The following is a 25,664-nucleotide window of genomic DNA, read 5'->3' on the forward strand; positions in this document are numbered from 1 at the left end:
TCCTGTCGACCGATCGAAACAGACAGGCGGACTATTCCGCCGCTTCCGCCGCCGATGATGCCAGCCCAAGCCATTCGCGGCAGTCGGCCAGCGCGCGCGATGTCACCGCACGCCGCTTGGCGACGGTCTTGTCCTTGCCGCGCAGGCGTTTTCCCTCGGCTTTCGGCGCTTCCACCGGAGGGAACAAGCCGAAATTGATGTTCATCGGCTGGAATGAGCGCTTTCCCGGCTCGTCGTCGGAAACGATGTGACCGCCGGTAATATGGTTGAGCAGCGCGCCAAAGGCTGTGGTCATCGGCGGCAGCGCCGGCGCGCGGCCCAACCGCTCGGCGGCGGCAAAGCGCCCGGCAAGCAGGCCGATGGCGGCACTTTCGACATAGCCCTCGCAGCCGGTGATCTGGCCGGCGAAGCGCAGGCCGGGCCGTGATTTCAACTGCAGCGATTGGTCAAGCAACGTCGGCGAATTGATATAGGTGTTGCGGTGCAGGCCGCCGAGGCGGGCAAACTCGGCGTTTTCGAGGCCCGGGATGGTGCGGAACACGCGCACCTGCTCGGCGTGCTTCAGCTTGGTCTGGAAACCGACCATGTTGTAGAGCGTGCCCAACGCATTATCCTGGCGAAGCTGCACGACGGCATAGGCCTTTACCGACGGATTGTGCGCATTGGTCAGCCCCATCGGCTTCATCGGCCCATGGCGCAGCGTCTCGACGCCGCGCTCGGCCATGATCTCGATCGGCAGGCAGCCGTCGAAATAGGGCGTGCCTTCCCATTGCTTGAATTCGGTCTTTTGGCCGTCGACAAGCGCCTGCACGAAGGCAAGATATTGCTCCTTGTCCATCGGACAGTTGATGTAATCCTTGCCGGTGCCGCCAGGTCCGACCTTGTCGTAGCGCGACTGGAACCAGCAGATGCCCATGTCGATCGTGTCGAAATGGACGATCGGCGCGATGGCGTCGAAGAAGGCGAGCGCATCGGCGCCTGTCACTTCCGCGATCGATTGGGCGAGCCCAGGTGCGGTCAGCGGGCCGGTGGCGATGATCGCCTGGTCCCAATCCGCCGGCGGCAGGCCGAGCACTTCCTCGCGCTGGATGGTGATGAGCGGGTGCGCTTCGAGCTTTCTTGTCACCGCTCCGGAAAACCCGTCGCGGTCGACAGCCAGCGCTCCGCCGGCCGGCACCTGGTGCGCGTCGCCGGCGCTCATGATCAGCGAACCGGCCAGCCGCATTTCGGCGTGCAGCAGGCCGACGGCGTTGGTCTGCGCATCGTCGGAGCGGAAGGAATTGGAACAGACGAGTTCGGCCAATCCATCCGTCTTGTGCGCATCGGTGCCGCGGATGGGACGCATTTCATGCAGCACGACGGGAACGCCGGCTTCGGCCGCCTGCCAGGCGGCTTCAGAACCGGCCAGGCCACCGCCGATGACGTGAATGGGATTCTTGTTCATGAGCGCCGAAATAATCCTTTGTAGCTGCGATTGCAATTACACGAGCCGGCCGCGTTGTTGCCGCCAAGTGCTGCAATCGTCTACTGTCGGAGAATGGACGGGATGCTTGGGATCTTTGCCAGAGCGACATTTCTGACAGTCGTGATCGCCGTGGGCGGATCAGCGGCCGCCGGCGAACTGGCTGCGACGGCTTCCAAGCGGATCCCCATCTGCCACGGCTACAGCTGCAACTATCGCACGATGCTGGCGCTTGGCCCCGGTGACGGCGCGCGTTTCCGCTCTATCCTGCGTGCCGGCGCCGGTTCGCCGCAAGCCGAGCGTGCGGCTATTTCGAAGGCTGTTCGCTATTTCGAGCAGCGCATTTTCCGGGCCACCGGCATTCGCGATCTGCCGCAGTCGGAATTCGGCGCATCGCGCATCAGGGGCCAGATGGATTGTGTCGACGAATCGACCAATACCCATGCGCTGCTGGTCTATCTTGCCGAGCGAAAATTGCTCAGGTTCCACAAGGTCGAGGACAAGGCCTCGCGAGGCTTGTTTGTCGACGGGCGCTATCCCCATTGGACGGCGGTGATCAGCGACCGCAGAGGCACCGAGTGGGTGGTGGATTCCTGGTATGCGCCGATGGGCGGCGCACCGGACATTTTTCCGCTCAGCCAGTGGAAGAAGAGGGGCGTGCTGGAAAGCGGTGCGCTCGACTGACAACAGGGGCTTCCCCGCCAGGACGAATTCCCAGAACGATTCTCAAAGTGTGCGTCGACCCTGAAAAACAACAACACCCGCCGAGGGAGGATCCGGCGGGTGTCGTTTTGCTGGTCGATCCTCGGGAGGAGGTGAAGATCGACCGTATTCGCCATCGCCGGGGAGGAGGTCGGCTTTGACGAAATTCCTTTCGCCAGATGAAAGGGGGCGAAACCCTTTTGGACGAAATCGCTTCGCCTTGGGGAAACAGCGCCCGCCGCGGGAGGAAGGTGCGGCGGGCGCCGTTTTTGTGGTCAACCCTCGGGAGGAGGTGAAGGCTGACCGTATCCGTCAGGGTCGGGGAGGAGGTCGACCCTGGCGAAATTCTGACTAGATCGCCTTGCGGGCGATGCTCTTGATCTCTTCGCGGACGATGCCGAGATCATGCAGCTGGCGGTTCGAAAGGCGACCCAGCTCGGTAACCGTCGAGCGATAAACGCGCCAGTTACGATAGTTGCGGATCAGGTTCATGGTCGTTCTCTTTTCAAGTCAAACTGGTTCGGACCATTTGCGGTCCGAAGAGGATTAGACCGCCTTGCGGGCGACGTAGTGGATGTCGCTGCGGCTGATGCCGAGGTCGGTCAGTTCACGGTTGCTCAGGCGGCTCAGCTCGGAAACGGTGTCCCGGTAGCGGCGCCAGTTGCGGTAGTTGCGGATCAGGTTCATGGTATTCTCGTTTCGTCTTTCTTCCGGATCATTCCGTCTTTGTGTACGCCATGAAGATAGGTCGGGTCATATCGATTTAAAAGCGCTATTGGTGCATAGCAGCAATGCAAATTGTGCAATGCACAATCCCGGCGATTCTCGTCTTCGACAGAGATAGGCCCGAATCGGAAAATGCCGTAGCGTCAACGGTTTGTCCGGGTCGGCTGAAGAAACGACCAAGCTGGAGGGAAAGGCATGGCGAGCTATTCGTCGCGGGTCAGGGCCGATATCACACGATGGCTGCAGGCTGGCCTGATCGACGCCTCGACGGCCGACGCGCTGACGCGCGACGTCGAGGCCAATGAGCGCAAATCACTGAGCTTCGGCTCGATCCTGGCGATGATGGCGGCGCTGCTTTTTGGTGCGGCCGTGCTGATCTTCGTCGCCGCCAACTGGGAAGCCATCCCGCGACTGGCGCGGGTGGCAGCGCTCTTCGCCATCATCTTCGCCGGCTATGTCGGCGGCGCCGTTCTGAAGACACGCGACCATGCTGCAATCGGCGAGGCACTCTGGATCGTCGCCGCGGCGGCATTCGGCGGATCGATCGCGCTGATCGGCCAGATGTATCAATTGTCAGGCGACGAAGCGTCGGCGTTGATCACCTGGGGCGCGGGCACCGCCCTGGCGGCAGTTGCGCTGCGCTCGAACCCGCTGACCGTCGCTTCTGTCGGCATTGCCGACGCATGGCTGTTCCTGAGAGGGTTCGATTATTTCAGGCGCACGGAATTTCCGCACCTCTTCGTCGTCATGGCGATCGTGTTGTTCGCCATTTCGTTCTGGACCCGCAGCCAGGCGGCGCGGCATCTGATCATCCTGTCGGTCATCTTTTATCTCGTGCTGTTGTTTACGGAATACGAAACGCTGCAGGTCGCCGTCCCGCTCATTGTCGTGTCGGCGCTGCTTTTCGCGGCTGCGATCTTCGCTGCCGAGCCTGTCGACGGGGTCTTGCAACTCGGTGGCAGGTTGCCGTTACACGCGCTGATCGGGTTTCTCACCGGCCTGGCGATGATCCAGTTCGAACTGGCCGGTGACAGCAATAACAGCGGCTTCGGCATTGCCTCGGCCATTGCGCTTGCCGGCATTGTCGCGGCAATCGTGCTGGGCGGCCGCGAGAGCAGGGGCTTGCGCTGGGTTGCCTATGCCGGCTTCGCCTTCGAACTCGCCATCATCTATGTGGTGATGCTGCAGTCGATGCTCGACACGGCAGGCTTCTTCCTTGCAGCCGCTGTGCTTCTTGGCCTGCTTGCCCTAGTCATCCTCCGCGTGGAGAAGCGCATGAGGCTCCCGAGCGTAGAAGGAGCAGCGGCATGATGACCGGCAAGAAACTGATCATTTCAGCGCTGGTGCTGGCACTCGTCCAGATCGGCTTCCTGAGCTGGATCATCGCCGGCCGGGCGGCGATGATCCGCGACGGCAAGCACGTGCTGCTGAGCGTCGAACCGATCGATCCGCGCGATCTCCTGCGCGGCGACTACATTATACTCAGCTATGATATTTCGCGCCTACCGGTGAAGCTGATCGCCAACATTCCGACCGGCAAGCTGGTGAGCGACGATACGCCGATCGTGGTCAGGCTGAGACAGGGCGCCGACGGCTATTGGGGCGCAACCACGGCCTGGTTCGGGCAAGCGCCTGCGCCGGCAGCATCCGATGAAGTCGATATCGTCGGGCATGTGTCAGAAGGCTGGGATCTCAGCGTAGCCACGACGATCGCGCCGGATTACGGCATCGAGCGCTTCTATCTGCCGGAAGGCGAGGGGATGGCGATTCAGAACGACATGCGGGTGCGGCCGTTTGGCGTCCGCGTCGCAATCGCGGCCGATGGCGCCGCGCAGATCAAGGCGCTGATGGACGGCGACAAAACGCTGTTCGAGGAACCGCTCTATTAGAATTGGCCCGGATTGAATTGGCAAAGCGTGGCCGGCTCGGACAGCATCAAACATGACGATTTTCGTGACGAGACGAGAAGACATATGGACGACGGAAGCACGCGCCGGCCGCTGCCGCGATGGCGATGCTGGCGGTGATCGCCTCGCAGGCGGACTCGACCCCAACGCCTTCCGGTACTGGAACCTTGATCCACTGTTCGAGGGGAGCAGTGGTGCGGGTAGAGGGACTCGAACCCCCACGTTCTCACGCCAGAACCTAAATCTGGTGCGTCTACCAATTCCGCCATACCCGCTGGCTTCGTGTCACCGTGACATGTCTATGTCACAACCCATGTCACAAGTTCAACACTTAGATTTTCGAGGTTTTTGGGCCTCGCATTGGTGGGGGGGCACGGCGCGGACTTTCTGTCCAAAGTAGGCGACGGCGGCGCGAACGAACTCGTCGGCGGCCGGGTCTTCCTGCCCAAGGATGTATTCAAATTCTTTCAAATTGATTCGGAATATTTTTCTACCCGTAAGTCATGACCGCAACATTGTTTCGTGTTAGCGATTCAAACACTCTCTGGGTTCGTTATTGCTAAAGTAGCAAATTTGAAACTGCTGCTGTGGGGTAATTTCCAAAGGAGAGTGTCATGGCAAACGTCGTTAACAGCTTCGCCGCAGCTTTGGCCTGTAGTGCACTTGTTTTATCTCTTTCTTTTCCCTCCAGCGCAGGCGGCATTAGCGTCGGCGCCGGCGCATCGGTTGGCGGCCGAGGCGGCGTAAACGCCGGTCTCGGCGCCTCGATCGGCGGCAGTGGCGGCGTCAATGCGGGAGTCGGCGCTTCGATCGGCGGTAGCAGCGGGGTAAACACGGGAGCCGGTAAATCGATCGGCAGCAAGAAACGCATTATCGCGGGTGTCGGCGCTTCGATCGGCGGCCGAAGCGGGGTGAATGCCGGCGCCGGTGCGTCGATCGGCGGCAGCAGGGGCGTTAGCGCTGGTGCCGGCGCCAACGTCGGCGGCACTCGTGGCGTCACGGCTGGCCTGGGTGCCAATGTCGGCGGCACCCGTGCCGTCACGGCCGGCCTGGGCGCCAGTGCCGGCGGCACAGGTGGTGTCACGGCCGGCCTGGGCGCCAATGCCGGCGGCACCGGCGGTTTCACTGCTGGCGCAGGCGCAAATGTAGGCGGCACCGGCCTCGTTGCAGCGGGTGTGAGTGCCAATGTTGGTGGGACGACCGGGGTCGGCGTCGGTGTAGGCGTCGGCGGTGGGACCCTTGCTGGCACACCCGCGACTCCTGGAACACCCGGGACTCCTGGCGTGAGCGTGGTCGCGCAGATGTCCAGCAGCCAGTTGATACGGATGAAGAAGCGCTGCGTGGATGTGCTCGGGAGCGGCGGCACATACGATCGCGACCTGCGTGAGCTTTGCTTGCTGATCGCACGCCGCTGAGAAGACTGTTGCGCAAACGGGAGTGTCGCATCGGCCGTACAGGCTTTGACAACACTCTCCTGGCCTTGCGGCCGGCCCGCCACTCGGAAGGTGGCGGGCTTCTCTGCGTCAGGACCGCTGCGCTGAGCGGATGACGACTTCGGGGTAGCTACACCAGCGGGAGCCAAGTCGGAGTGGTGCCTAAAATCCAGCGCGTCCAGCAATTCCGCCGCATCCGCGTTGCCCGCAGGCAGCCATCATTCTGTCAATGTCGCGGTCAAAATAGCGGCCGTTCGCCGGCGCATGATCCCGAAAAACGAAAAATCGTATTTTTGGCGATCATGCGCCAAAATCAAGGTGCTCCAGCTTCCTGTGCGCGTCCAAGATGACGCGCGGCGCTGTAGACGCGAAGATGGTTGAAAATCGGCCGCGCCTGTGACAAAAGGCGTGTCGAATGTGACGGGATGCGACGATCCACTTCTGCAGAATGTGATAAGAAGTCGGAAAAACAAAGACTTATTCACATTTTGGAGCGTGTTTCTGGACGATTTTGAGCCGCGTTGAGTGGACAGATCGCCAAGTCCCGCACCAAAAGCCATTCCCGGCAAGATCATACCGGCAGGCTGTAAACGGCAAGAGCCGTTTGGCTGCGGAAACGAAGGTTCTATGATGCAGGTCACCGAAACGCTCAACTCCGGTCTCAAGCGCGAGATCAAGATCACCGTGCCGGCCGGTGACATGGAAGCCAAGCTGATGGCGCGGCTTTCAGATGCCAGGAGCAAGGTCCGCATCAACGGCTTTCGCCCCGGCAAGGTGCCGGTGCAGCACCTGCGCAAGGTCTATGGCAAGTCGTTCATGGCCGAAGTGGTCAACGAGATCCTCAACGATTCGACCCGTTCGATCATTACCGGCCGTGGCGAAAAGGCTGCCATGCAGCCCGAAGTGATCATGACCGAGGACGAGAAGGAGGCCGAGAAGATCCTGGCCGGCGGCGCCGACTTCGAGTTCCGCCTGAACTACGAGATCATTCCGCCGATCGAGATCAAGGATTTCTCCGACATCAAGGTGACGCGCCAGGTGTTCGACGTGCCGGATTCGGAAATCGATGAGCAGGTCAAGCGTGTCGCCGAATCGGCGCGCACCTACGAACCGAAGACCGGCAAGGCCGCCGAGGGCGACCGCGTGACGATCGACTATGTCGGCAAGATCGACGGCGAAGCCTTCAGCGGCGGCGCCGGCACGGACCAGCCGCTGGTGCTCGGCTCCAAGGAATTCATTCCCGGCTTCGAGGATCAGCTCATCGGCAGCAAGGCCGGCGACGAGAGGCAGGTCACGGTCACATTCCCGGAAAACTACCAGGCGGCGCATCTTGCCGGCAAGGAAGCCACCTTCGACGTCACCGTCAAGGAAGTGTCCCAGCCCGGTGCGTTGGAGATCAACGACGAAATGGCCAAGAATCTCGGCCTGGAGTCGCTGGAGCGCCTGCGTGAGGTGGTGCGCGGTCAGATCGAGAACCAGTTCGGCTCGATGACGCGCCAGAAGATCAAGCGCCAGCTGCTCGACCAGCTCGATGCCGCCTACTCGTTCGAGGCGCCGTCGAAGCTCGTCGAGGCCGAGTTCAACAACATCTGGAACCAGGTCAACCGCGATCTGGAAGCCGCCGGCCGCACCTTCGCCGACGAGGAGACGACGGAAGAAGAGGCGCGCGCCGAATATATGCGGCTTGCCGAGCGCCGAGTGCGTCTCGGCCTGGTTCTCGCCGAAATAGGCGAGAAGGCCGGCGTCACCGTGTCGGACGAGGAATTGCAGCGCGGCCTGCTCGAGCAGGTGCGCCGCTATCCGGCCAACCAGCAGCAGGAAGCCTTCGAATTCTACCGCAGCAATCCTGAAGCGCTGAACACGTTGCGCGCGCCGCTGTTCGAGGAGAAGGTGGTCGACCATCTGCTCAGCCAGATTTCGGTCACCGACGTCAAGGTCAGCAAGGAAGAGCTGATGGCCGACGACGAGGACAGCGAGACGGCCAAGGCGAAGCCGGCGAAGAAAGCCGCAGCAAAGAAGGCCGACCCCAACAAGGCCGACGATGCGGAAGAGCCCAAGAAGAAGCCCGCGCCGAAGAAGAAATCTGCCAAGGACGCCGAGTAACACGGCATTCTGCTGGATGTGAAAGGCCGCCCTCGAGGCGGCCTTTTCTCGACGACGCCGACGTCGCAAGGCCGCTGCCGTCACCGTTGCCGCTCTATTCGCGCGGCAACTGATTGACGAGGATCCGCATCACCGTGACCCGTTCGGGCAACTCGACGAGGAACTCTTCGTCGCGCGGCAGGTGATGGATCTTATGCGGGTCACCGCCGGTGAAGCTCGCCATGGCTTCGACGTCAGGCCAGTACGAGATCGTCACGAACTCTGTCTCTTCTTCACGATCCTCGCGAAACAACTGCACGCCAAGTGCCTTCTCCTGGAGTGGCGGAATGCCTTCGCGGCGTAGATATGGCTCGTAGGCGTCCGCCAGATCACGGCGTGTCGTTCCCCGCCAGATCCGGGCGATTGTGGCGTTGTCGATCATGGAGTGCGCTCCCTCTCGATGGGTTGTCATGAGGCTGGGGCAGCGATGGCGGATTCCGCTGCGGTGTTGTGCGGGCGATTAATGCAGGACCTTGCCCAGAAACCGTCGCACAAATGGCAGGGCGACCTCGAAATGGGTCTCCAGCAACCAGTGGCCTGCGTCGTCAAGCAAATGCAGCTCGGCCTCGGGGAGATCGCGCAGATAGGCGCGCGCTGCCGGCTCGGGCATATATTCGTCCTTCGGTCCCCAAAGGATCATTGCCGGTGGCCGCTGCTCGCGCAGGTATGCCTGGTAACGAGGGAACCAGTCGAGATTAGCCTTGAGCTTCTCCATCAGTCCGACTGAAAGCGCACGGCGCACAGGCGTATCCATCAGCGGCCAATGCAACTTCCACAGATCGGGCGGGACGCGTCGAGCGACGTCGTCATCGACTTCGCCTACGAACTCGGCGCGAAAGCCGTCTTCGCTCACCGCCTGCTCGAGCGGCGCACGGTTCGCTGGTGAAGGATCACGCCAGAAACGCCGGATCGTTTCATACTTCGGGCCAAGAGCATCGGCGTAGATGTCGCCATTCTGGATGATCAGGGCCCTGATCCGCGATGGGTGCGCTATGGCGTGGCGCAGGCCGATCTGCGAGCCGTAGTCGTGCAACCATAGCGCGTAGCTACCGAGCTCCAGCGCGTCGGTGAACCGCTCAAGGAACGTTGCATAGGCATCAAAATCATAACCGAACCGTGCCGGATCGCCACTGTAGCCAAAGCCGGGGAAATCCGGCGCGACCGTCCGCCACCGATCGGCGAGCGCCGGCATCAGCCGGCGATATTGGAAGGATGAGCAGGGATAGCCATGCGGAAGCAGCAACACCGGCGCGGTTTCAGGACCTGCTTGTCTGTAAAAGACGGTGTCGCCGTCGATCGTGCGGGTGCCGTGGCGCACCTCCAGGTCGCTCCTGTCGTTCATAGACACTTCTCTGAATTTTTGATCTTTCAGATGTTTAACCGTAGCTGGTCTAACGCCTTTACCCGGTATGCGTTCCGGTTACGCTCTACGCCGATCGGCCTGCCTCGTCGCTTCGGCGCCAATCTTGCTGGTCGACTTCTTCTATCTGCCGGCCAGATTTTGTGGTATGTAGATGCCGCAATTCCATGCGGGAGACGCGGATATTCCGCTCTGTCGTGCAAGGGGCGTATGACGGCGAAAGTGTCGGCAGGCGCAGATCGTCCAAGGCAGATTTGGCGATCGGGGAGGAAATGCCATGCATGCAATCGCGTTTTTCGCAGTCGTGTCCGTTGCGACCTTTGTCACGAGCCAATCCCAGGCACAGGATGCCGCCGCCGGTGAGAAGGTCTTCGCCAAATGCAAGGTTTGTCACGTCGTTGACAAGGACCAGAACAAGGTCGGGCCGTCGCTGAGCGGCGTCATCGGCCGGACGGCCGGCACGCATCCCGGGTTCAAGTATTCCAAAGCCATGACTGAGGCGGGCGCGTCCGGCGTCAAATGGGACGACGCCACGCTGACGAATTATCTTCGCGATCCCAAGGCCATGATCAAAGGTGGGAAGATGGCGTTTCCCGGCCTCAAGAAGGACGAGGATCTCGCCAACGTCATCGCCTATCTGAAGCAATTCTCCAAATGACCCGGTTCTTCCACCAGGAAGTAACCCGGTTCTTCCGTCGGCCGATGGGCCGGCCAGATTGCGTGTGCCAATCGGTAGTCGCCTGAAATGTCGGCTCGGGAAAGCGGCCTCAAGGATACCGGTATCCAGATCTCTGAAGCGACGGTCAGTGATTTCTTCGCGCTTTTGAAACCACGCGTCATGGCGCTTGCTGTCTTTACCGCTTTCGTCGGCCTGATGGTGGCGCCCGGGGCGATGAACCCGGTCATCGCCGTGATTGCAATCGGTGCAATTGCGGTTGGAGCGGGAGCGGCCGGGGCACTCAACATGTGGTACGATGCCGATATTGACGCGTTGATGTCGCGCACCTCAAAGCGGCCGGTCCCGTCAGGCCGGGTCACGCCAGGCGAAGCGCTCGGCTTCGGGATGGTGCTTTCCGTACTTTCGATCATGACGCTCGGCGTGCTGGTGGGGTGGCTCGCCGCATCGCTGCTGGCCTTCACCATCTTCTTCTACGTCGTCATCTACACGATGTGGCTGAAACGCTCGACGCCGCAGAACATCGTCATAGGTGGTGCCGCGGGCGCGCTTCCTCCGGTCATCGGGTGGGCGGCCGCCACTGGCGCCGTCGGGGTTGAAAGTCTCGTCCTGTTTCTGATCATTTTCCTCTGGACGCCGCCGCATTTCTGGGCGCTCGCGCTGTTCAAGATCGGCGACTATGCTGCGGCCGGCATTCCGATGATGCCGAACGTGGCCGGCCAGGTTTCGACCAGAAAGCAAATCTTCGTCTATTCGCTGATCCTGGCGCCAATCGGCGTGCTCCCTTGGGCTGTCGGATTCGCGAGCGGATTGTACGGGATTGTTTCGGCCGCATTGGGCGCGGGTTTCATCTGGCATGCCTGGAAGCTTCTGGTCGACAAAAGATTGGCTGAAGGGTGGGAGATGAAACGCGCAAAGGCGCTGTTTGCCTATTCGATTCTCTATCTTTTCGCGATCTTTGCCGTGCTGCTTGCCGACACCGTTGCAATGCGTGTCGTCATGTCAGCCGGAAATTGACGGCATGACCTGCCTCGTGACTGCATTGAATCCTGATGTTCTCGGATTGTTTGCCGGGTTGAGAGTCGGCGATTGCTGAACGAGGTGCGTCCGAACCTGCTCAAACCTCACGTTGGCACTGCGCAGAATCCCAGCACCAGCAGAATAACTATGCCAAGGCCGAGTATAAGAACGGTCTTTCCATCCATGACCTTCACCCTTCAACCCAGCTTTGAGACTAGCGAAGAAAGGCCGTTAGAGCCAGCGGGATCACCGGAGCCGTGCCCGCAGACAAAGGGCGGCGACAAATGCCATGCAAGAGCGTATGTTGATCATGGTGCAGGTCGCGGTTTTGCGTGGCCAGTCACGCTGAACGACAGCACCGTGAAATCGCGACCTTTACCGGACCTGGTCTGGAGGAATGGTCATGGCAAGTTTTCACGTGATTGCAGGCGCCAGCGAGAAGCTGGAGCACACCAGAATTCGAAAGATAGGCGTTTCCGACCTTTTCGACGCGCTCAAGCGTGGCGTCGACGATTTCATGGTCAAACCGTCGCACATCGTTTTCCTCTGCCTGATTTATCCACTTGTCGGCGTCGTGCTCGCTGTCTGGACGTCGGGCAACAACACGTTGCCGCTGTTGTTTCCGCTGGTGTCTGGTTTTGCGCTGATCGGCCCGTTCGCGGCGCTCGGCCTGTATGAGATCAGCCGGAGGCGGGAGGCCGGGCTCGACGCCTCATGGAGCCACGCTTTCGAGGTCAGGAATTCTCCAGCGCTGCCGGCCATCGCGGCGGTCGGGATCATGCTGCTTGCGATCTTCGTCGCCTGGCTGTTGACCGCGCAGATATTTTATCAGCAGGTGTTCGGTCCAGCCCCGCCGGAATCACTGTCCAGCTTCATCAGTGAAATATTCGCCACCGGGCGCGGCTGGACGCTGATTATCGTTGGCCACGCGATCGGCTTCGTCTTCGCCGCGGTCGTGTTGTGCACCACGGTCGTCGCGTTCCCGTTGTTGCTCGACCGCGACGTCGGCGCCTACGAAGCCATCCACACCTCGGTGCGGGTGGTCCTGGCGAATCCGATCGTGATGGCTGTCTGGGGCCTGATTGTCGCCGTCGCCCTGATCATAGGCTCGCTGCCGGTGTTCGCCGGGCTGGCGGTGGTGCTGCCGATCCTCGGTCACGCCACCTGGCACGTCTATCGGAAAGTCGTGGAATCGCCGGCCTCCACCAGACCGGCGGACTGAAAAAACTCTGCCCTGCCGCACCGGCGAGAGGCCGCTGCGGCAGGTTGGCAAGAGTGCTTAGTAAGCCGGGTAGCTAAAGCGGGCTTGCTGTGCGTCGCTGGTCAGGTTGCGGAAATCCTTGCCGCTGACATGCACGAGCGTCCTGTGGTCGCCACCCTCGAAATAGATATCGCCGGCATTGCCGAGGCTTTCATCGACAATCACCGGCACATCGTAGGCCGCGCCGATCGGCGGGATGGCGCCGGTGTCGCAATCCTCGAAGAGCGAAACCACCTCGTCCTCGGAGGCGAGCCCAATGCGCTGGTGCATGACGTCCTGCAATGTGCCGAGCTCGATCCTGTGCGTGCTGGGCACCACGGCCAGCGCATAGCCACCGTCGTGGTGAACCACCACCGATTTGGCCATTGTGCTGCCGGGCACATGTGCCGCTAAGGCGGACTGCCTGCTTGTCGACGTGCGGTGGTGCTCGACGGTATCGTAGGAAATTCCCTTCTCGTCGATAAAGTCCTTCAATCTGTTTGCGATCGTCATCTTGAGCCTCCCTTCCTGGAGTTCGCGACGGAGAACCGACGAAAATCGTTCCTCCTTCTGTCGTTTTCCGGTGGTGACAAAAATGGGCCAGCTGTCGACCGTTTCAAGGCAACGCAGAGCGGGCCGTGAACAGCCCCTCCGGCTCGCGACGGGAAATGCTGCCCGAACCCGGATTGCGCGTCAGGGCTCGGTCCCAAAAAACAGCGTCCGGGTGAGAAGCGTGTACTCCGATTCGAAGACCATCATTGCCACGAACACCAGCACCAGGATCGGCGGCAATATGATCGCATAGGTCAGCGCCAGCCGCTCCCAGGCCATGTGCATGAAGACCGCGACGATCAGCCCGGCCTTGAGCATCATGAAGATTAGGATCAGCGACCATCTGAGATAGCCCTGGAGGCCGACATAATCGACCAGATAGGAGCAGGCGCTGAGGATGAACAGCCATGCCCAGACCACCAGATAGAGCTTGATCGGGTGCTCCTGATGAACCTCCGCAGGCGCGATGCCTGCTGCTGCCGGATCATGCGCTTGAACTCCGTGCAGCGTATGTTGCCCCAGGCCGTTTGCGGTTGCTTCAGCCATATCTGCCTCTCACCAAAGCCATGTCTGCCTCTCACCAAAGATAGAAGAATGCGAAAATGAACACCCAGACCAGGTCGACGAAATGCCAGTAGAGCCCCATGATCTCGACGTGCTCGTAGCGGCCCCTGCGGCTGGTGAAGAACCCGGGCCGGCCGGTTTCGTAATCTCCGCGCCAGACCTTTCGCGCGACGATGATCAGGAAGATCACCCCGAACGTCACATGGGTGCCGTGAAAGCCGGTGATCATGAAGAAGGATGACCCGAACTGCGCCGCGCCCCACGGATTGCCCCAGGGCCGCACCCCCTCGGAGATCAGCTTGGTCCATTCGAAGGCCTGCATGCCGACGAAGGTCGCGCCGAGCGCTGCGGTCAGAAGCATGAGGATCGCCGTCTTGCGGCGGTCGTGGCGGTAGCCGAAATTCACCGCCATGGCCATCGTTCCGCTGCTCGAGATCAGCACGAAGGTCATGATGGCGATAAGGATCAGTGGAATATTCGAGCCGCCGATATGAAGGGCAAAGACCTCGCTCGGATTGGGCCACGGCACTCGGGTGGACATGCGCGCGGTCATGTAGGAGAGCAGGAAGCAGCCGAAGACGAAGGTGTCGCTGAGCAAGAAGATCCACATCATGGCCTTGCCCCAGGACACGTTCTTGAACGCGCGCTGATCCGAGGACCAGTCGGCGGCGACGCCTTGCAAGCCAGCCGGCCGCGCCTGTGCTTGGCCGGTATGCGTCACTGTCGTGTCTGCCATCCGTCCGGCCCTCCTAGGTCAGCAGCTGTCGGCAAATTTCGATAAAAGTCGCGGCCCAACCGGCCAGAAGTGCAAAAATGGCGAGCCAGACGAAAAGCAGGAAATGCCAGTACATGGCGCACAGTTCGACACTGAGGCGAAGCCGCTCCGGCCGTGCTCCGTTCCAGGCGCCGGCAGTTGTTCTGCCCAGGCCCACCAGCCCGCCCAGTATGTGCAGCCCATGCATCCCCGTTATCAGGTAGAAAAAACTGTTGGCCGGATTGGCGGTCAGCAAGTAGCCGTCGGCGGTCAGTTCCCGCCAAGCCGCAAGCTGTCCGACCAGGAAGGCAAGCGCGGTGAGCCCAGCGGTGACGAGCCCGAGCCTGACCGCGTCGATCTCGCCCCGGCGCGCAGCGACCGAGGCGCATTGCAGCGCGATGCTGCTCAGGACCAGCACGCCGGTGTTGAACCAGAGCACGCGCGGCAGCGGCAGCGCCTGCCAGTCCGACAGCGCCATGCGCATGAAGTAGGCGCTGGTGAAAAGCGCAAACAGGCAGCCGACGACGGCGAGGAAGACGCCGAGCCCGATCTTGGCGGTCGGCAGCGCCGATCCTTCCGGGCCTATAATATCCCCGATCAAACCTTGCTCGAGCCATGGCTTGGCCATCAGCCGCTGATGGGAAAGCCACCATCCGACAAAGCCGACGATGACGAGGAGGAAGACCAGAATGACGCTCATGCCGGCTCCCTGGAGGATCCGAAGGAGCCCGGCATGTTTTGCGGGATAAAGTCCTCCTTGGCGCCCGGGACGCTGTAATCATAGGCCCAGCGATAGACGATTGGCAGTTCCTTGCCGAAATTGCCATGGGCGGGCGGTGTTTCGGACGTCTGCCATTCAAGCGTCGTGGCGCGCCACGGATTGCCGCCGGCCTCGCGGCCGTGGCGAATGCTCCAGATCAGATTGAACAGGAACACGATTTGGGCGAAGCCGACGAGGAACGCCATGATGCTGATGAACGCGTTCAGATCGTGGGCCGACTCGGTCATCACCGTCGTGGCGGTCAGTTCGTTGTAGCGGCGCGGCACGCCCATCAGGCCGATGTAGTGCATGGGAAAGAAAATCAGATAGGCCCCGAGGAAGGTGACCCAGAAATGGAACTGGCCCATGGCCTCGTTCAGCATCCGGCCAGTGACCTTCGGGTACCAGTGATAGATCGCCCCCAAGATCACGAGGATCGGGGCAACGCCCATGACCATATGGAAATGGGCAACGACGAACATCGTGTCCGATAGCGGAACGTCGACGACGACGTTGCCGAGAAACAGTCCGGTCAGCCCGCCATTGACGAAGGTGACGATGAAGGCCAGGGCAAAAAGCATCGGCACGGTGAGGTGGATGTCGCCGCGCCACAGCGTCAGCACCCAATTGTAGACCTTGATCGCGGTCGGGACGGCAATGATCAATGTCGTGGTGGCGAAGAAGAAGCCGAAATAGGGATGCATGCCGCTGACATACATGTGGTGCGCCCAGACCACGAAGCTCAGCGCGCCGATGCCGACGATGGCCCAGACCATCATCCGGTAGCCGAAGATGTTCTTGCGCGCATGGGTGCTGATCAGGTCGGACACGATGCCGAAGGCCGGCAGCGCCACGATGTAGACCTCGGGGTGGCCGAAGAACCAGAACAGATGCTGGAACAGGATCGGGCTGCCGCCGCCGTGCTGCAGTTGTTCGCCCATCTCGACGATGGCCGGCATGAAGAAGCTGGTGCCGAGCGCACGGTCGAACAGCATCATCACGCAGGCGACAAACAGCGCCGGGAAGGCGAGCAGCGCCATGACTGTCGCGGTGAAGATACCCCAGACGGTCAGCGGCAGGCGCATCAGCGTCATGCCGCGTGTGCGGGCCTGCAGCACCGTCACGACGTAGTTCAAGCCGCCCATGGTGAAGCCGATGATGAACAGGATCAGCGAGACGAGCATCAGGATGATGCCCCAGTCCTGGCCGCCTGGTGTGCCGGTCATGATCGCCTGCGGCGGATAAAGCGTCCAGCCGGCGCCGGTCGGTCCGCCGGGCGCAAAGAAGCTCGACACCAAAACCAGCACGGCGAGCAGGTAGATCCAGTAGCTCAGCATGTTGACATAGGGAAAGACCATGTCGCGCGCGCCGACCATCAGCGGGATCAGGTAGTTGCCGAATCCGCCCAGGAACAGTGCCGTGAGCAGGTAGATCACCATGATCATGCCGTGCATGGTGATGAACTGGTAGTAGGCTTCCGGGGTGATGAAGTCGAAGGTTCCGGGGAAGCCGAGCTGCAGCCGCATCATCCAGGACAGCACCAGCGCCACCATCCCGATTGCCGTCGCCGTCGCCGAATACTGGATGGCGATGACCTTGGCGTCCTGCGAAAAGACGTACTTCGTCCACCAGCTGTGCGGATGGTAGAGTTCCATCTCCGCGACTTCGGCCGGCGGTACCCCATCTGCAGGTGTGACATCGACCATATAGGAACACCTCCGTGTCCTTTTCGGCCAGGCTCGACAGTTTTGAGCCGTGCCGCAATTTCAACCCAAATCGCCGTCTTTGCCGGCGTCTACTCTGCCGAGCCCACCTGCTGGGGGGCCGACAATTGCGCAAAAGTCTGCTGTTCGCCGAGCCACGCCAGATAGTCTTCCGGCGTGTCGACCATCACCACGCCATTCATCAACGGGTGCCCCTGGCCACAAAGCTCGGCACACAGGACCTGAAAAGTTCCGGTCTTGGTCGGGGTGAACCAGAAATAGGTGACCGAGCCCGGGATCATGTCCATCTTGGCGCGGAATTCCGGCACGTAGAAATCGTGCAGCACATCGATCGAGCGGAGCAGCATCTTGACCGGCTTGCCGACCGGCAGATGCAGATCGGCGGCTTCGACGACGACATCGTCCTGGCCGTTGGCGTCACTGGGGTCTACGCCGAGAGGATTTTCAGGGCTGACGTTGCGGGTGTCGGACGTGCCGAGCTTGCCGTCCTTGCCGGGCAAGCGGAAACTCCACTGCCATTGCTGGCCGACGACTTCGACCTCGGTTGCGTCGCTTGGGACGCTGACGAACTGGTTCCAGACGAACAGGCCGGGAACCAGCATGGCGGTGACGCCGATTGCGGTGACGATCGTCAGCCACCATTCGAGCCGCTTGTTTTCGGGTTCGTATGCAGCCTGGTTGCCCTCCCGGTGACGGAAGCGGAAGACGCAATAAGCCATGAACAGGACGACGGCGGCGAAGACGACGCCGGTGATCCAGAAGGTGATGATGATGGTGTTGTCGATATAGTCCCAATTAGAGGCAATCGGCGTCCACCACCATGGGCTCAGGAAGTGGAACAACACTGAGCCCACAACTACCAAAACGAGTACAAGCGCTATGGCCATATCCCGTTCCTCCCGGCATTCCAAGGGCGCGAAGCCGTCCCAGGAAATGCCAAATGCATCATAGCTCGATTTCCGGTCGAAATTCTAGTGCGGTCTTCCCGTCAGACGAAAACGCAATGGCGATGATGTGGAAGAACCCAAGAAGAAGAAGGCTGCGGCGAAGAAAAAACCTGCTGGGGCAGCGAACAACACGGCGTTCTGCCGGATCGTGAAAGGCCGCCGGCTCGCGGGGGAGTAGGCTGGTTCGGAATGGTGCCGACGCGATAAAGGCGATTGTTTTTTCGCCGACCGGCTCCTGCTGTCCTGGCGATTCGGCTGCTGTCGGGGCGAGGCGAGGCCGATTTCGACCTAACCGGGTTCAGCGACGCGGTCGGTCGGAATCGCCGGCACCTGCAACATAGAGTTGCTGTGATCGAATCAGCAACGCTCCCTTGGCCGTTGCGCTTTAAGAGATCCAGTGAGTTTTTCCGGTGCAAATGTCTCGAACGCAGCCGCGCAGCCACCGGTGCGCCGGATCGGCATCCAGCCGCGGGTGCCACAAAAGTGAGACCGCGATTTCCGGCAGGGGAACCGGCAGATGGAACCAGAACATTCCATCGCGCAGGTTTCCCGTATAGCGTTCGGGAACGCTGGCGATCAGGTCTGAGGCACGCGCCAGAGCCAGAGCTTCCGAAAAGCCGCTGACGACCGTCACGATCTCCCGTTTCAACCCTAACGGCGCAAGGGCATCGTCGATCGGTCCCCTGTCGAGTCCGCGACGGGAGATGAGGATGTGCCGGCCGGCTGCGTAGCGGGCAGGGGTCATCGTGACCTCGCACAATGGATGTCCGATCCGCACGACGCCGACGAAACGATCACGGAACAGCGCTTGCGCGCGCATCTCCGGTCCCGTGGCCTTTCCGACAACGCCAGTTTCCAGGTCTACGCTGCCGTCGCGCAGAGGCGTGCTGTCCTTGTCCGGCTTCAGCACAAAACGCAGCCGCACGCCCGGTGCTTGTTCGTCGACGCGCGCAATGAGATCCGGCCCGAAATTCTCGACAAAGCCATCCCTGTTTCTAAGCGTGAAGGTCCGCTCAAGCCGTTTCAGGTCGAGCATCTCGACAGGACGCAAAACGGCTTCGGCGTCCTGCACAAGCCGACCGACGCGCTCGCGGAGCTCAAGGGCCCGAGGTGTCGGAACGAGGCCGCGTCCGGCCCTGACCAGCAGCGGATCGCCCGTCGTCTCACGCAATCGCGCCAGCGCCCGGCTCATCGCCGACGGGCTCAGCCGCAGCCTTCTGGCGGCGCGCGCCACGCTGCCTTCCGTCAACAACACGTCAAGCGTGACAAGCAGATTGAGGTCGGGATGCGACATATGATGATCGTAGCATGGCCGGCACGATCTGACATGGCGTCAAACGCAATCATTACGTGCAAATGATGCGCCTTCCGCCATCTCTAGCAAAGGACTACCTGTCTGCCAGCTCCGTTTCGGGAGTCGCGCCAGAAAACGGAGTTCATGTTGAAGCCAATCGATGCAGGACGGGCAGTCGCCGAAAATCCAGAACGGGCACCTGCGGTTCGGTGGGCGCTCGCCAGCCTTTCGCTATCGATGTTGCTGTCCTCGCTCGGTATCAGCATCGCCAATGTCGCCTTGCCGATGTTGACGCAGGCGTTCGACGCCTCGTTCCAGGAGGTCCAGTGGATCGTGCTGGCTTACCTCCTCGCCATCACCACCCTGATCGTCAGCGTCGGGCGACTAGGTGACATCACCGGTCGCCGGCGGCTGCTGCTGGCCGGGCTGTTCCTGTTTACGGTGGCCTCGGTCCTGTGTGGCGTCGCGCCGACGCTCTGGCTGCTGATTGCAGCCCGGGCGGCCCAGGGCTTGGCGGCGGCCATCATGATGACCCTGACCATGGCTTTTGTCGGTGAGACGGTGCCGAAGGCAAGGACCGGCAGCGCCATGGGGCTGCTCGGAACGATGTCGGCGATCGGCACCGCTCTCGGTCCCTCGCTCGGCGGTCTGCTGATTGCCGGAGCCGGTTGGCGGGCGATCTTCCTCGTCAACGTGCCACTGGGCTTGCTGGCATTTTGTCTCGCCTACCGCTATCTGCCGGCTGATCGCCGGGAGCCGAAGACGGATCGGGCTGGCTTCGACGTTGTCGGCACGCTGCTGCTTGCCCTGACGTTTGGCGCCTATGCGCTCGCGATGACGATCGGGCGTGGCAGTTTTGGTCAGCTCAACCTGGCTCTATTCGTGGCTGCAGTCTTCGCGGCCGGCTTGTTTGTGCTTGTCGAGGCGAGAGTGGCGTCGCCTTTGATCCGATTGGCCGCTTTCGGCAATACGACGTTGAGCGCGAGCCTCGCCATGAGCGCGCTCGTTGCGACGGTGATGATGGCGACACTGGTGGTCGGGCCGTTCTATCTGTCTCGTGCGCTCGGGCTCGACGCCGCTGTTGTTGGCATCGTCATGTCGGTCGGTCCGCTTGTCGCGGCGCTGACCGGTGTGCCGGCTGGTCGCATAGCCGACCGTTTTGGCGCGGGGCGCATGACCGTCATTGGGCTTATCGCGATAGCCGCCGGTTGCTTCATTCTATCCGTGATGCCGGCAATATCGGGCATCCCTGGCTACATCGCCCCGATCGCCGTCATCACATCTGGCTATGCGCTGTTTCAAACGGCAAACAACACCGCTGTCATGTCGGATATCCGCCCGGACCAGCGGGGCGTCATTTCCGGCTTGCTCAATTTGTCGCGCAATCTTGGGCTCATCACCGGCGCATCCGTCATGGGCGCTGTGTTCGCATTCGCCTCAGAGGCCATCGACATCGCAACGGCGCGGCCCGACGCCATCGCGACCGGTATGCGGATCACGTTTGCAGTCGCGGCAATACTGATCATCGTCGCGCTCGTCGTTGCGGTCGGAGGCCGCGTTCTCGCGGCACGCCCGTCGCTGCCTGGCGTGTCATGACACGAGACCGGACGCTTTGGGGCCGATGCTTGTCCAAACAGGGCGTCAGATCAGCAGCAGGCCCTTCATGCTGGCATGACCCTTCTTGCCGATGATGATGTGATCGTGGACGGCGATGCCGAGCGGTTTGGCCGTCTCGATGACCAGCTTGGTCATCTCGATGTCGGCGCGCGACGGCGTCGGGTCGCCTGACGGATGATTATGCGCCAGAATGATCGCCGTGGCGGAGAGTTCGAGCGCCCGCTTGACCACTTCGCGCGGATAGACCGGCGTGTGGTCGACGGTGCCGACCTGCTGCACCTCGTCGGCGATCAGCGCGTTCTTCTTGTCGAGAAACAGAATGCGGAACTGCTCGCGCTCCTCGAAAGCCATGACCGACCGGCAGTATCCGAGAACCTGCGTCCAGGACGACAGGACCTCGCGGCCTTTTATCTCGCTGCGTGCCGCGCGTTGGGCGGCCGCGGCAACGATCTTCAGATCGAGTGCCACTGCCGGACCGATACCGCTGACCTCCTCAAGCCGCGCGACCGGCGCGCCAAGCACCTCGGCCAGCGTGCCGAAGCGTGCCAGCAATGCCTTGGCGACGGGCTTGGTGTCGGCGCGGGGGATCAGGCGAAACAGCAAGAGCTCCAGCAATTCGTAGTCGGGGAGGGCGTCGGAACCGGCCGCAAACCGTTGGCGCAAGCGGTCGCGATGGCCGAGATAGTGCGGCTTTTCGGGCGACTTATCGACCGGATTGGCTTTTGCGAGCGGTTTTATCGGTTTTTCGGGAAAGAAGATCCGTTCGTTATCGTCGCTGGTCTTTCCCATAGGCCGCCCGCATTTTCTTGACCGGAAAGATCCGGCCCTCGCGCAAACATTATGCTGGCAGGCCGGGGCGGTCGAGGTTTTTTGGCGACAGCGTGAAAATCTCGCATCCGGTCTCGGTGACGCCGATCGTGTGCTCGTACTGCGCCGACAGCGAGCGGTCGCGTGTCACCGCCGTCCAGCCATCCGACAGCACTTTTACGTGCGGCCGGCCGAGATTGATCATCGGTTCGACGGTGAAGATCATGCCCGGCCGCATCTCGACGCCCTCGCCGGCGCTGCCATAGTGCAGGATGTTCGGCGCATCGTGAAAGAGCTGGCCGACGCCGTGGCCGCAGAAATCGCGCACCACCGAGCAGCGCTCGGCTTCGGCATAGGTCTGGATGGCGGCGCCGATGGCGCCGGTGCGGGCGCCGGGCCTGATCGCGGCGATGCCTCGCATCAGGCATTCATGCGTGACCTCGAGCAGGCGCTCGGCGGCGCGCTTGATCGTGCCCACCGGATACATGCGCGAGGAATCGCCATGCCAGCCATCGAGGATGTAAGTGACATCGATGTTGACGATGTCGCCGTCCCTCAACGGCTTGCTGTCGGGGATGCCATGGCAGACGACGTGGTTGATCGAGGTGCAGGACGACTTGGTGTAGCCGCGATAGTTGAGCGTCGCCGGCAATGCGCCGTGATCCATGCCAAACTCGAAGACGAAGCGGTCGATGGTTTCGGTGGTGACGCCCGGCGCGACGATCGACACCAGTTCGTCGAGACAGCGCGCGGTGAGATCGCAGGCCTTGCGCATGCCGGCAAAGCCTTCTTCGCCATAGAGGCGGATCTGGCCGGTGTTTCTGAGCGGAGCCGTGGCGGCGTCGAGATAGGTGACCATTGTGTCCGTCTTGCCGGGTGAAAGGGCTTCTGTTGAGCCCGCGAGAAAAGTCCCCCAGATTTGGCACCGGACGGCGCCAGGTTCAAGGACGAACTGCCGGCGATTGGGCTCAAGCCGGCGATATTCACGCTTTGCGGCTTCATCTTGTGCGTGTCCGGCCCCATGCCGAGCCGTTCGTCCGCACTGACGACATATTTGTGAGCAAGAAGTTTTTGGGCAAGAAGCGGGGCCTGAGCGGAAAGCTGGTCAAAGCAACTTTTGGCGACGAGCGGCGTTGCTGCGCGTTCTGGAGAGACAGGAATGGACAGATTGCAATTCGAGGTGCCGGTGCGCATCACGACCGCGCCTGGCCTGCCGGTCGAGGAAATATACAGCGTCGAACAGGCGCTGGATTTCCTGCAAGGCTGGCCGGTTCGCCGCCAGGGCCCAGTCTATCAGGCTGCGTTCAACGCCTGCTTCGGCGCCACCGTCGACCTGGTCGAGACCGAGGCGGCTTGCCGGGCGTTCATGGCATTCTGCCGGGCGAGCCGCCTGCTGGCCAGGGATATGATGGTTCCGCGCAAGCGCGGAGGCGAGGCGAGGGGGCTGAGGGCTTAATGGCTGAGCGGGCAAGTCCCAGCAAATTGCTTGATGCATAGCTTGCCCTCGGTGGCAACGCCTGTCGGTGATGCTGTGCCAACCAGCCACGAATCGGCTATGCCTGCGGCATGCAGGAAACGTCTCTTTACATGCCGGTGAAGCGGTTTCTTGAGAGTCTGGACTTCACTGTCAAAGGCGAGGTTGGCGGCTGCGACGTCGTTGGACTGCGTGACGGCGAGCCGCCCGTGCTCGTCGTCTGCGAATTGAAGCTGCAGTTCAACCTCGAACTCATTCTTCAAGGTGTTGACCGTGCTGCGTCATGCGATGAGGTCTGGCTCGCGGCGAGGATGTCAAGTCGAGGCAAGGGCCGCGAGCACGATCGCCGGTTCCGTGCGCTGTGCCGGCGGCTCGGCTTCGGCCTTCTCGGGGTTGGCTCCGCCGGCAACGTCGAATTGCTGCTCAGTCCGGCCGCCTTGCCGCCCCGGCGAGACCCGAGGCGACGGTCGCGCCTGGTGGACGAGCATCGGCGCCGGCGCGGCGACCCTGTAGTCGGCGGCGGCTCGCGTACGCCGGTCATGACCGCTTACCGGCAGGACGCGCTGGCCTGCGCCGCTGCCATGGTCGACGGCCCAAAACGCCCGCGCGATCTGAAAACCATTTCGCCACGCGCCGCCAATATCCTGCTTCACAATGTCTATGGCTGGTTCGCCAGGGCCGAGCGCGGCGTCTATGCGCTTACCGACGTTGGCCGCGCTGCGCTACAGCGCTGGCCTCAATCGGTTCATGACGAGGCAGCACGAGTCGTTTGAGCGACTTGCAGCGGCAGGCAGGCAACGACGCCCTCGTCAAGCAACGGAAGAGGGGGAGCGGCTCGCGGCTGCCGGCCGCGCAACCGTGAGCAGAGTCGTCAGCCCCAGCGGCAATGACGGCTGGATGACGGGCTTCTCGCGCTCAGGTTTCTTTAGAATGTAGGGAGCCTTGGCTGTCCTCAACTGCTGCAATTGTCGCCGGGCTTTGGCGCGCAGGGCGGTTTCCGCGGGCGCGGGCGATTCATTCTCTAGGACCAGCGTGAAAGCCTGGGCCGCCTCATCCGTCCGCTGCAGGGCGAGATGGCTGCGGCCCAGGGCATAACGCGCCAGGATGAGGCCTGGATTGAGGTCCGTGGCTCGCCCAAACGACTCGATGGCTGCGGAGTGGTCGTTTAGCGACTGCTGCGCAATGCCCAGGCAAAGCCAGGCGTTTACAGCTTGCGGCGACATCGCTGCAAGCGCGCCGAAGCATTCCGCAGCCTGACGGTGATCGCCCTTCGCACCCAGAACGTGACCGAGTCCGTACAGAGCCTGATCATGGTTCGGCTCGGTGTTCAGGATCTGGCGATAGACGTTCTCAGCCTGGATGATCCAACCCTTCTTGTGGAGGCCGGCCGCCTCCTGCAACGCGCCGACCAAGGATCGCCTGTCCAGCCGGTCGCCAAGATTCCGGCCGGTTTTGGTTCGCACAAGAGTGCAGTTGATGACGGTGTCGTGGGTGCCGAAGGAATATTTGTAAGGTTCGTTGCCGCGCAGGAAATCGTATGTCCGGAAACCGTTCTCGATCGCGCGGCGGATGCAATAACCGTGCAGGACCAGTCCCGACGGCAGCATGTCGGCCGTCTCGTCGCGGCCGACCATGTGGAACAGCATGCTCTTCTTGACCGGATCGAGGAAGATCGCGAGAGCGCTCAACGGCCGGTCGCCGTGCCAAAGCACAGGCAGAAACAGCGTGCCCCGTTCGAAAGCTTGCCTGAACAGCAGTCGGTTGCTCTTGACCAGGCCGGAAACCAGATTCCCCTTCCGCGGCGTCCACTTGATGCGCCAGAACTCGAGCAGGATGTCGATATCGCGCTCGATGGTAGAGGCGTCGGCATGCGTTATGCGAAACTCGTCAGAGTTCTCCAGCTTCCGGAGAAATCTCCGCATCTTCTGGCGGGTGTTGGCGCTGAGATTGTGCAGAAGATAATCTTCCCATGAGGACGGGAGGTCGATCGCCGGGCATATGCAGTTGTCGACATTGTCAACCTGGTTGACGCGCCGCATCCGACGCATCGTCAGCCGATTGTCGGAAAGCTGCTCCATCAGCCAGCCTGTCCTGCGTTCCGACATCCGCAGGTTTTCCAGATGCAGGCTGGCCCAATGCATCGTCTTCAGATGCTTCGCGAAAACCGCGATTGCCCGGTAGGCGTATTCCGGCGCGCAGAGGATGCCGGTATAATCGGCTGCAAGGTTTCCCCCCATATACACTTCATGGTAGATTTCGCCGGTTTTTTTCCTCATGCTGGTGCGCAGCCGGAGCGGCAGAAGCGCGACATAGGGAGAGCCCGGCGGCCCCTTGCGCGCCGCCAAAATGAACCATTCACCGTCGAAGCGTCGAAGATAGTGGGAAAGAAAGTCCCACGAGACGAAGAAATGCGCGTCGGGATCCCTGGCGTAGAGATCGTCCCAGTTGTTGCGAAGCCCGTTCAGTTCTTCCGGGCGTGTCAAGACGTCGATCTGCATATTAC

The 25,664-nt window shown here is 61.6% G+C and carries 27 protein-coding genes and 1 tRNA gene; 11 read left to right on the plus strand and 17 right to left on the minus strand.

What is annotated here, in order from left to right; genetic code table 11:
* Nucleotides 1-31: 31 nt before the first annotated feature.
* Entirely contained in the window at nucleotides 32-1,444 is a 1,413-nt protein-coding gene (gene trmFO, locus AC0L2C_RS29745; RefSeq protein ID WP_128246774.1) for a methylenetetrahydrofolate--tRNA-(uracil(54)-C(5))-methyltransferase (FADH(2)-oxidizing) TrmFO, read from the minus strand.
* Between the two features lie 102 nt (nucleotides 1,445-1,546).
* On the opposite strand from trmFO, the gene AC0L2C_RS29750 reads away from it, so the two are divergent.
* Nucleotides 1,547-2,146: a hypothetical protein gene (locus AC0L2C_RS29750; RefSeq protein WP_027156227.1), complete on the plus strand. Its 600-nt coding sequence runs from the start codon at nucleotides 1,547-1,549 to the stop codon at nucleotides 2,144-2,146.
* A gap of 369 nt (nucleotides 2,147-2,515) precedes the next feature.
* Here AC0L2C_RS29750 and AC0L2C_RS29755 read toward each other — a convergent pair whose 3' ends face one another.
* Both AC0L2C_RS29755 and AC0L2C_RS29760 read right to left on the minus strand, forming a co-directional pair.
* Nucleotides 2,516-2,656 (minus strand): DUF1127 domain-containing protein, encoded by a 141-nt coding sequence (locus tag AC0L2C_RS29755; RefSeq protein WP_023802557.1) that lies wholly within the window; start codon nucleotides 2,654-2,656, stop codon nucleotides 2,516-2,518.
* 54 nt (nucleotides 2,657-2,710) lie between these two features.
* Nucleotides 2,711-2,851 (minus strand): DUF1127 domain-containing protein, encoded by a 141-nt coding sequence (locus AC0L2C_RS29760; protein WP_006335194.1) that lies wholly within the window; start codon nucleotides 2,849-2,851, stop codon nucleotides 2,711-2,713.
* Between the two features lie 234 nt (nucleotides 2,852-3,085).
* On the opposite strand from AC0L2C_RS29760, the gene AC0L2C_RS29765 reads away from it, so the two are divergent.
* Together AC0L2C_RS29765 and AC0L2C_RS29770 are read left to right on the plus strand one after the other, a co-directional pair.
* Nucleotides 3,086-4,201 carry a DUF2157 domain-containing protein gene (locus tag AC0L2C_RS29765; protein ID WP_473525098.1) on the plus strand — a complete coding sequence of 372 codons (1,116 nt, stop codon included), beginning with the start codon at nucleotides 3,086-3,088 and terminating at the stop codon, nucleotides 4,199-4,201.
* Nucleotides 4,198-4,779, plus strand: coding sequence for a GDYXXLXY domain-containing protein (locus AC0L2C_RS29770; RefSeq protein WP_287240605.1), 582 nt, complete (start codon nucleotides 4,198-4,200; stop codon nucleotides 4,777-4,779). Before AC0L2C_RS29765 ends, AC0L2C_RS29770 begins: the two co-directional genes overlap by 4 nt.
* A 210-nt stretch (nucleotides 4,780-4,989) precedes the next feature.
* Here the strand turns inward: AC0L2C_RS29770 and AC0L2C_RS29775 are convergent.
* Nucleotides 4,990-5,072 (minus strand) — tRNA-Leu (locus tag AC0L2C_RS29775).
* A 339-nt stretch (nucleotides 5,073-5,411) separates the two neighbouring features.
* On the opposite strand from AC0L2C_RS29775, the gene AC0L2C_RS29780 reads away from it, so the two are divergent.
* Nucleotides 5,412-6,212: a hypothetical protein gene (locus AC0L2C_RS29780; protein WP_473525099.1), complete on the plus strand. Its 801-nt coding sequence runs from the start codon at nucleotides 5,412-5,414 to the stop codon at nucleotides 6,210-6,212.
* A 236-nt stretch (nucleotides 6,213-6,448) separates the two neighbouring features.
* Here the strand turns inward: AC0L2C_RS29780 and AC0L2C_RS29785 are convergent, their stop codons facing one another.
* Nucleotides 6,449-6,883, minus strand: coding sequence for a hypothetical protein (locus AC0L2C_RS29785; protein WP_287240602.1), 435 nt, complete (start codon nucleotides 6,881-6,883; stop codon nucleotides 6,449-6,451).
* On the opposite strand from AC0L2C_RS29785, the gene tig reads away from it, so the two are divergent.
* Entirely contained in the window at nucleotides 6,861-8,333 is a 1,473-nt protein-coding gene (gene tig, locus AC0L2C_RS29790; RefSeq protein WP_287240686.1) for a trigger factor, read from the plus strand. The two genes, AC0L2C_RS29785 and tig, sit on opposite strands and share 23 nt — an antisense overlap.
* A gap of 94 nt (nucleotides 8,334-8,427) precedes the next feature.
* Here tig and AC0L2C_RS29795 read toward each other — a convergent pair whose 3' ends face one another.
* Both AC0L2C_RS29795 and AC0L2C_RS29800 read right to left on the minus strand, forming a co-directional pair.
* Complete coding sequence (locus AC0L2C_RS29795) at nucleotides 8,428-8,754, minus strand: antibiotic biosynthesis monooxygenase family protein (RefSeq protein WP_287240601.1); 327 nt, start codon at nucleotides 8,752-8,754, stop codon at nucleotides 8,428-8,430.
* A 78-nt stretch (nucleotides 8,755-8,832) separates the two neighbouring features.
* The gene (locus tag AC0L2C_RS29800) at nucleotides 8,833-9,714 is read right to left on the minus strand and encodes an alpha/beta fold hydrolase (protein ID WP_287240600.1); all 882 of its coding nucleotides are present in this window, start codon (nucleotides 9,712-9,714) and stop codon (nucleotides 8,833-8,835) included.
* Between the two features lie 295 nt (nucleotides 9,715-10,009).
* Here AC0L2C_RS29800 and AC0L2C_RS29805 point away from each other — a divergent pair, with 295 nt between their 5' ends.
* From AC0L2C_RS29805 to AC0L2C_RS29815, 3 genes are all read left to right on the plus strand, one after another.
* Nucleotides 10,010-10,390, plus strand: coding sequence for a c-type cytochrome (locus AC0L2C_RS29805; protein WP_287284497.1), 381 nt, complete (start codon nucleotides 10,010-10,012; stop codon nucleotides 10,388-10,390).
* A gap of 87 nt (nucleotides 10,391-10,477) precedes the next feature.
* Nucleotides 10,478-11,425 (plus strand): heme o synthase, encoded by a 948-nt coding sequence (locus AC0L2C_RS29810; RefSeq protein ID WP_287240599.1) that lies wholly within the window; start codon nucleotides 10,478-10,480, stop codon nucleotides 11,423-11,425.
* A gap of 406 nt (nucleotides 11,426-11,831) precedes the next feature.
* On the plus strand, nucleotides 11,832-12,650 hold the full coding sequence (locus AC0L2C_RS29815) for a DUF2189 domain-containing protein (protein ID WP_287240598.1): 819 nt from the start codon (nucleotides 11,832-11,834) through the stop codon (nucleotides 12,648-12,650).
* A gap of 57 nt (nucleotides 12,651-12,707) precedes the next feature.
* Here the strand turns inward: AC0L2C_RS29815 and AC0L2C_RS29820 are convergent, their stop codons facing one another.
* The 7 genes from AC0L2C_RS29820 to AC0L2C_RS29850 all read right to left on the minus strand — a co-directional run bounded on the left by AC0L2C_RS29820 (nucleotide 12,708) and on the right by AC0L2C_RS29850 (nucleotide 19,263).
* The gene (locus AC0L2C_RS29820; protein WP_473525100.1) at nucleotides 12,708-13,181 is read right to left on the minus strand and encodes an aminoacyl-tRNA deacylase; all 474 of its coding nucleotides are present in this window, start codon (nucleotides 13,179-13,181) and stop codon (nucleotides 12,708-12,710) included.
* Between the two features lie 180 nt (nucleotides 13,182-13,361).
* On the minus strand, nucleotides 13,362-13,766 hold the full coding sequence (locus tag AC0L2C_RS29825; RefSeq protein WP_287240597.1) for a cytochrome C oxidase subunit IV family protein: 405 nt from the start codon (nucleotides 13,764-13,766) through the stop codon (nucleotides 13,362-13,364).
* 31 nt (nucleotides 13,767-13,797) lie between these two features.
* A complete protein-coding gene (locus AC0L2C_RS29830) occupies nucleotides 13,798-14,520 on the minus strand; it encodes a heme-copper oxidase subunit III family protein (protein WP_023802546.1) in 723 nt (240 codons plus the stop codon).
* A 13-nt stretch (nucleotides 14,521-14,533) separates the two neighbouring features.
* The gene (locus AC0L2C_RS29835) at nucleotides 14,534-15,238 is read right to left on the minus strand and encodes a cytochrome c oxidase subunit 3 (protein WP_287240594.1); all 705 of its coding nucleotides are present in this window, start codon (nucleotides 15,236-15,238) and stop codon (nucleotides 14,534-14,536) included.
* Nucleotides 15,235-17,004, minus strand: coding sequence for a cytochrome c oxidase subunit I (gene ctaD / locus AC0L2C_RS29840; RefSeq protein WP_023802544.1), 1,770 nt, complete (start codon nucleotides 17,002-17,004; stop codon nucleotides 15,235-15,237). The genes AC0L2C_RS29835 and ctaD overlap by 4 nt, the downstream gene beginning before the upstream one ends.
* 89 nt (nucleotides 17,005-17,093) lie before the next feature.
* A complete protein-coding gene (coxB, locus tag AC0L2C_RS29845) occupies nucleotides 17,094-17,909 on the minus strand; it encodes a cytochrome c oxidase subunit II (protein WP_023802543.1) in 816 nt (271 codons plus the stop codon).
* 445 nt (nucleotides 17,910-18,354) lie between these two features.
* Nucleotides 18,355-19,263 carry a LysR family transcriptional regulator gene (locus AC0L2C_RS29850; RefSeq protein ID WP_473525101.1) on the minus strand — a complete coding sequence of 303 codons (909 nt, stop codon included), beginning with the start codon at nucleotides 19,261-19,263 and terminating at the stop codon, nucleotides 18,355-18,357.
* 147 nt (nucleotides 19,264-19,410) lie between these two features.
* Between AC0L2C_RS29850 and AC0L2C_RS29855 the strand changes: the two genes are divergently transcribed.
* A complete protein-coding gene (locus AC0L2C_RS29855; protein WP_473525103.1) occupies nucleotides 19,411-20,859 on the plus strand; it encodes an MFS transporter in 1,449 nt (482 codons plus the stop codon).
* A gap of 45 nt (nucleotides 20,860-20,904) precedes the next feature.
* Here AC0L2C_RS29855 and radC read toward each other — a convergent pair whose 3' ends face one another.
* Nucleotides 20,905-21,669: a RadC family protein gene (radC, locus tag AC0L2C_RS29860; protein ID WP_128246758.1), complete on the minus strand. Its 765-nt coding sequence runs from the start codon at nucleotides 21,667-21,669 to the stop codon at nucleotides 20,905-20,907.
* Nucleotides 21,670-21,718: 49 nt separating this feature from the next.
* On the minus strand, nucleotides 21,719-22,546 hold the full coding sequence (map, locus tag AC0L2C_RS29865; protein WP_128246757.1) for a type I methionyl aminopeptidase: 828 nt from the start codon (nucleotides 22,544-22,546) through the stop codon (nucleotides 21,719-21,721).
* 300 nt (nucleotides 22,547-22,846) lie between these two features.
* On the opposite strand from map, the gene AC0L2C_RS29870 reads away from it, so the two are divergent.
* Nucleotides 22,847-23,143, plus strand: coding sequence for a DUF982 domain-containing protein (locus AC0L2C_RS29870; RefSeq protein WP_128246756.1), 297 nt, complete (start codon nucleotides 22,847-22,849; stop codon nucleotides 23,141-23,143).
* 110 nt (nucleotides 23,144-23,253) lie between these two features.
* Nucleotides 23,254-23,934, plus strand: a complete 681-nt coding sequence (locus AC0L2C_RS29875) for a DUF2161 domain-containing phosphodiesterase (RefSeq protein WP_128246755.1) — start codon at nucleotides 23,254-23,256, stop codon at nucleotides 23,932-23,934.
* A 36-nt stretch (nucleotides 23,935-23,970) separates the two neighbouring features.
* Here the strand turns inward: AC0L2C_RS29875 and AC0L2C_RS29880 are convergent, their stop codons facing one another.
* Complete coding sequence (locus tag AC0L2C_RS29880) at nucleotides 23,971-25,659, minus strand: GNAT family N-acetyltransferase (RefSeq protein WP_128246754.1); 1,689 nt, start codon at nucleotides 25,657-25,659, stop codon at nucleotides 23,971-23,973.
* Nucleotides 25,660-25,664: the final 5 nt, after the last annotated feature.

This window comes from Mesorhizobium sp. WSM4845 (assembly GCF_055811455.1).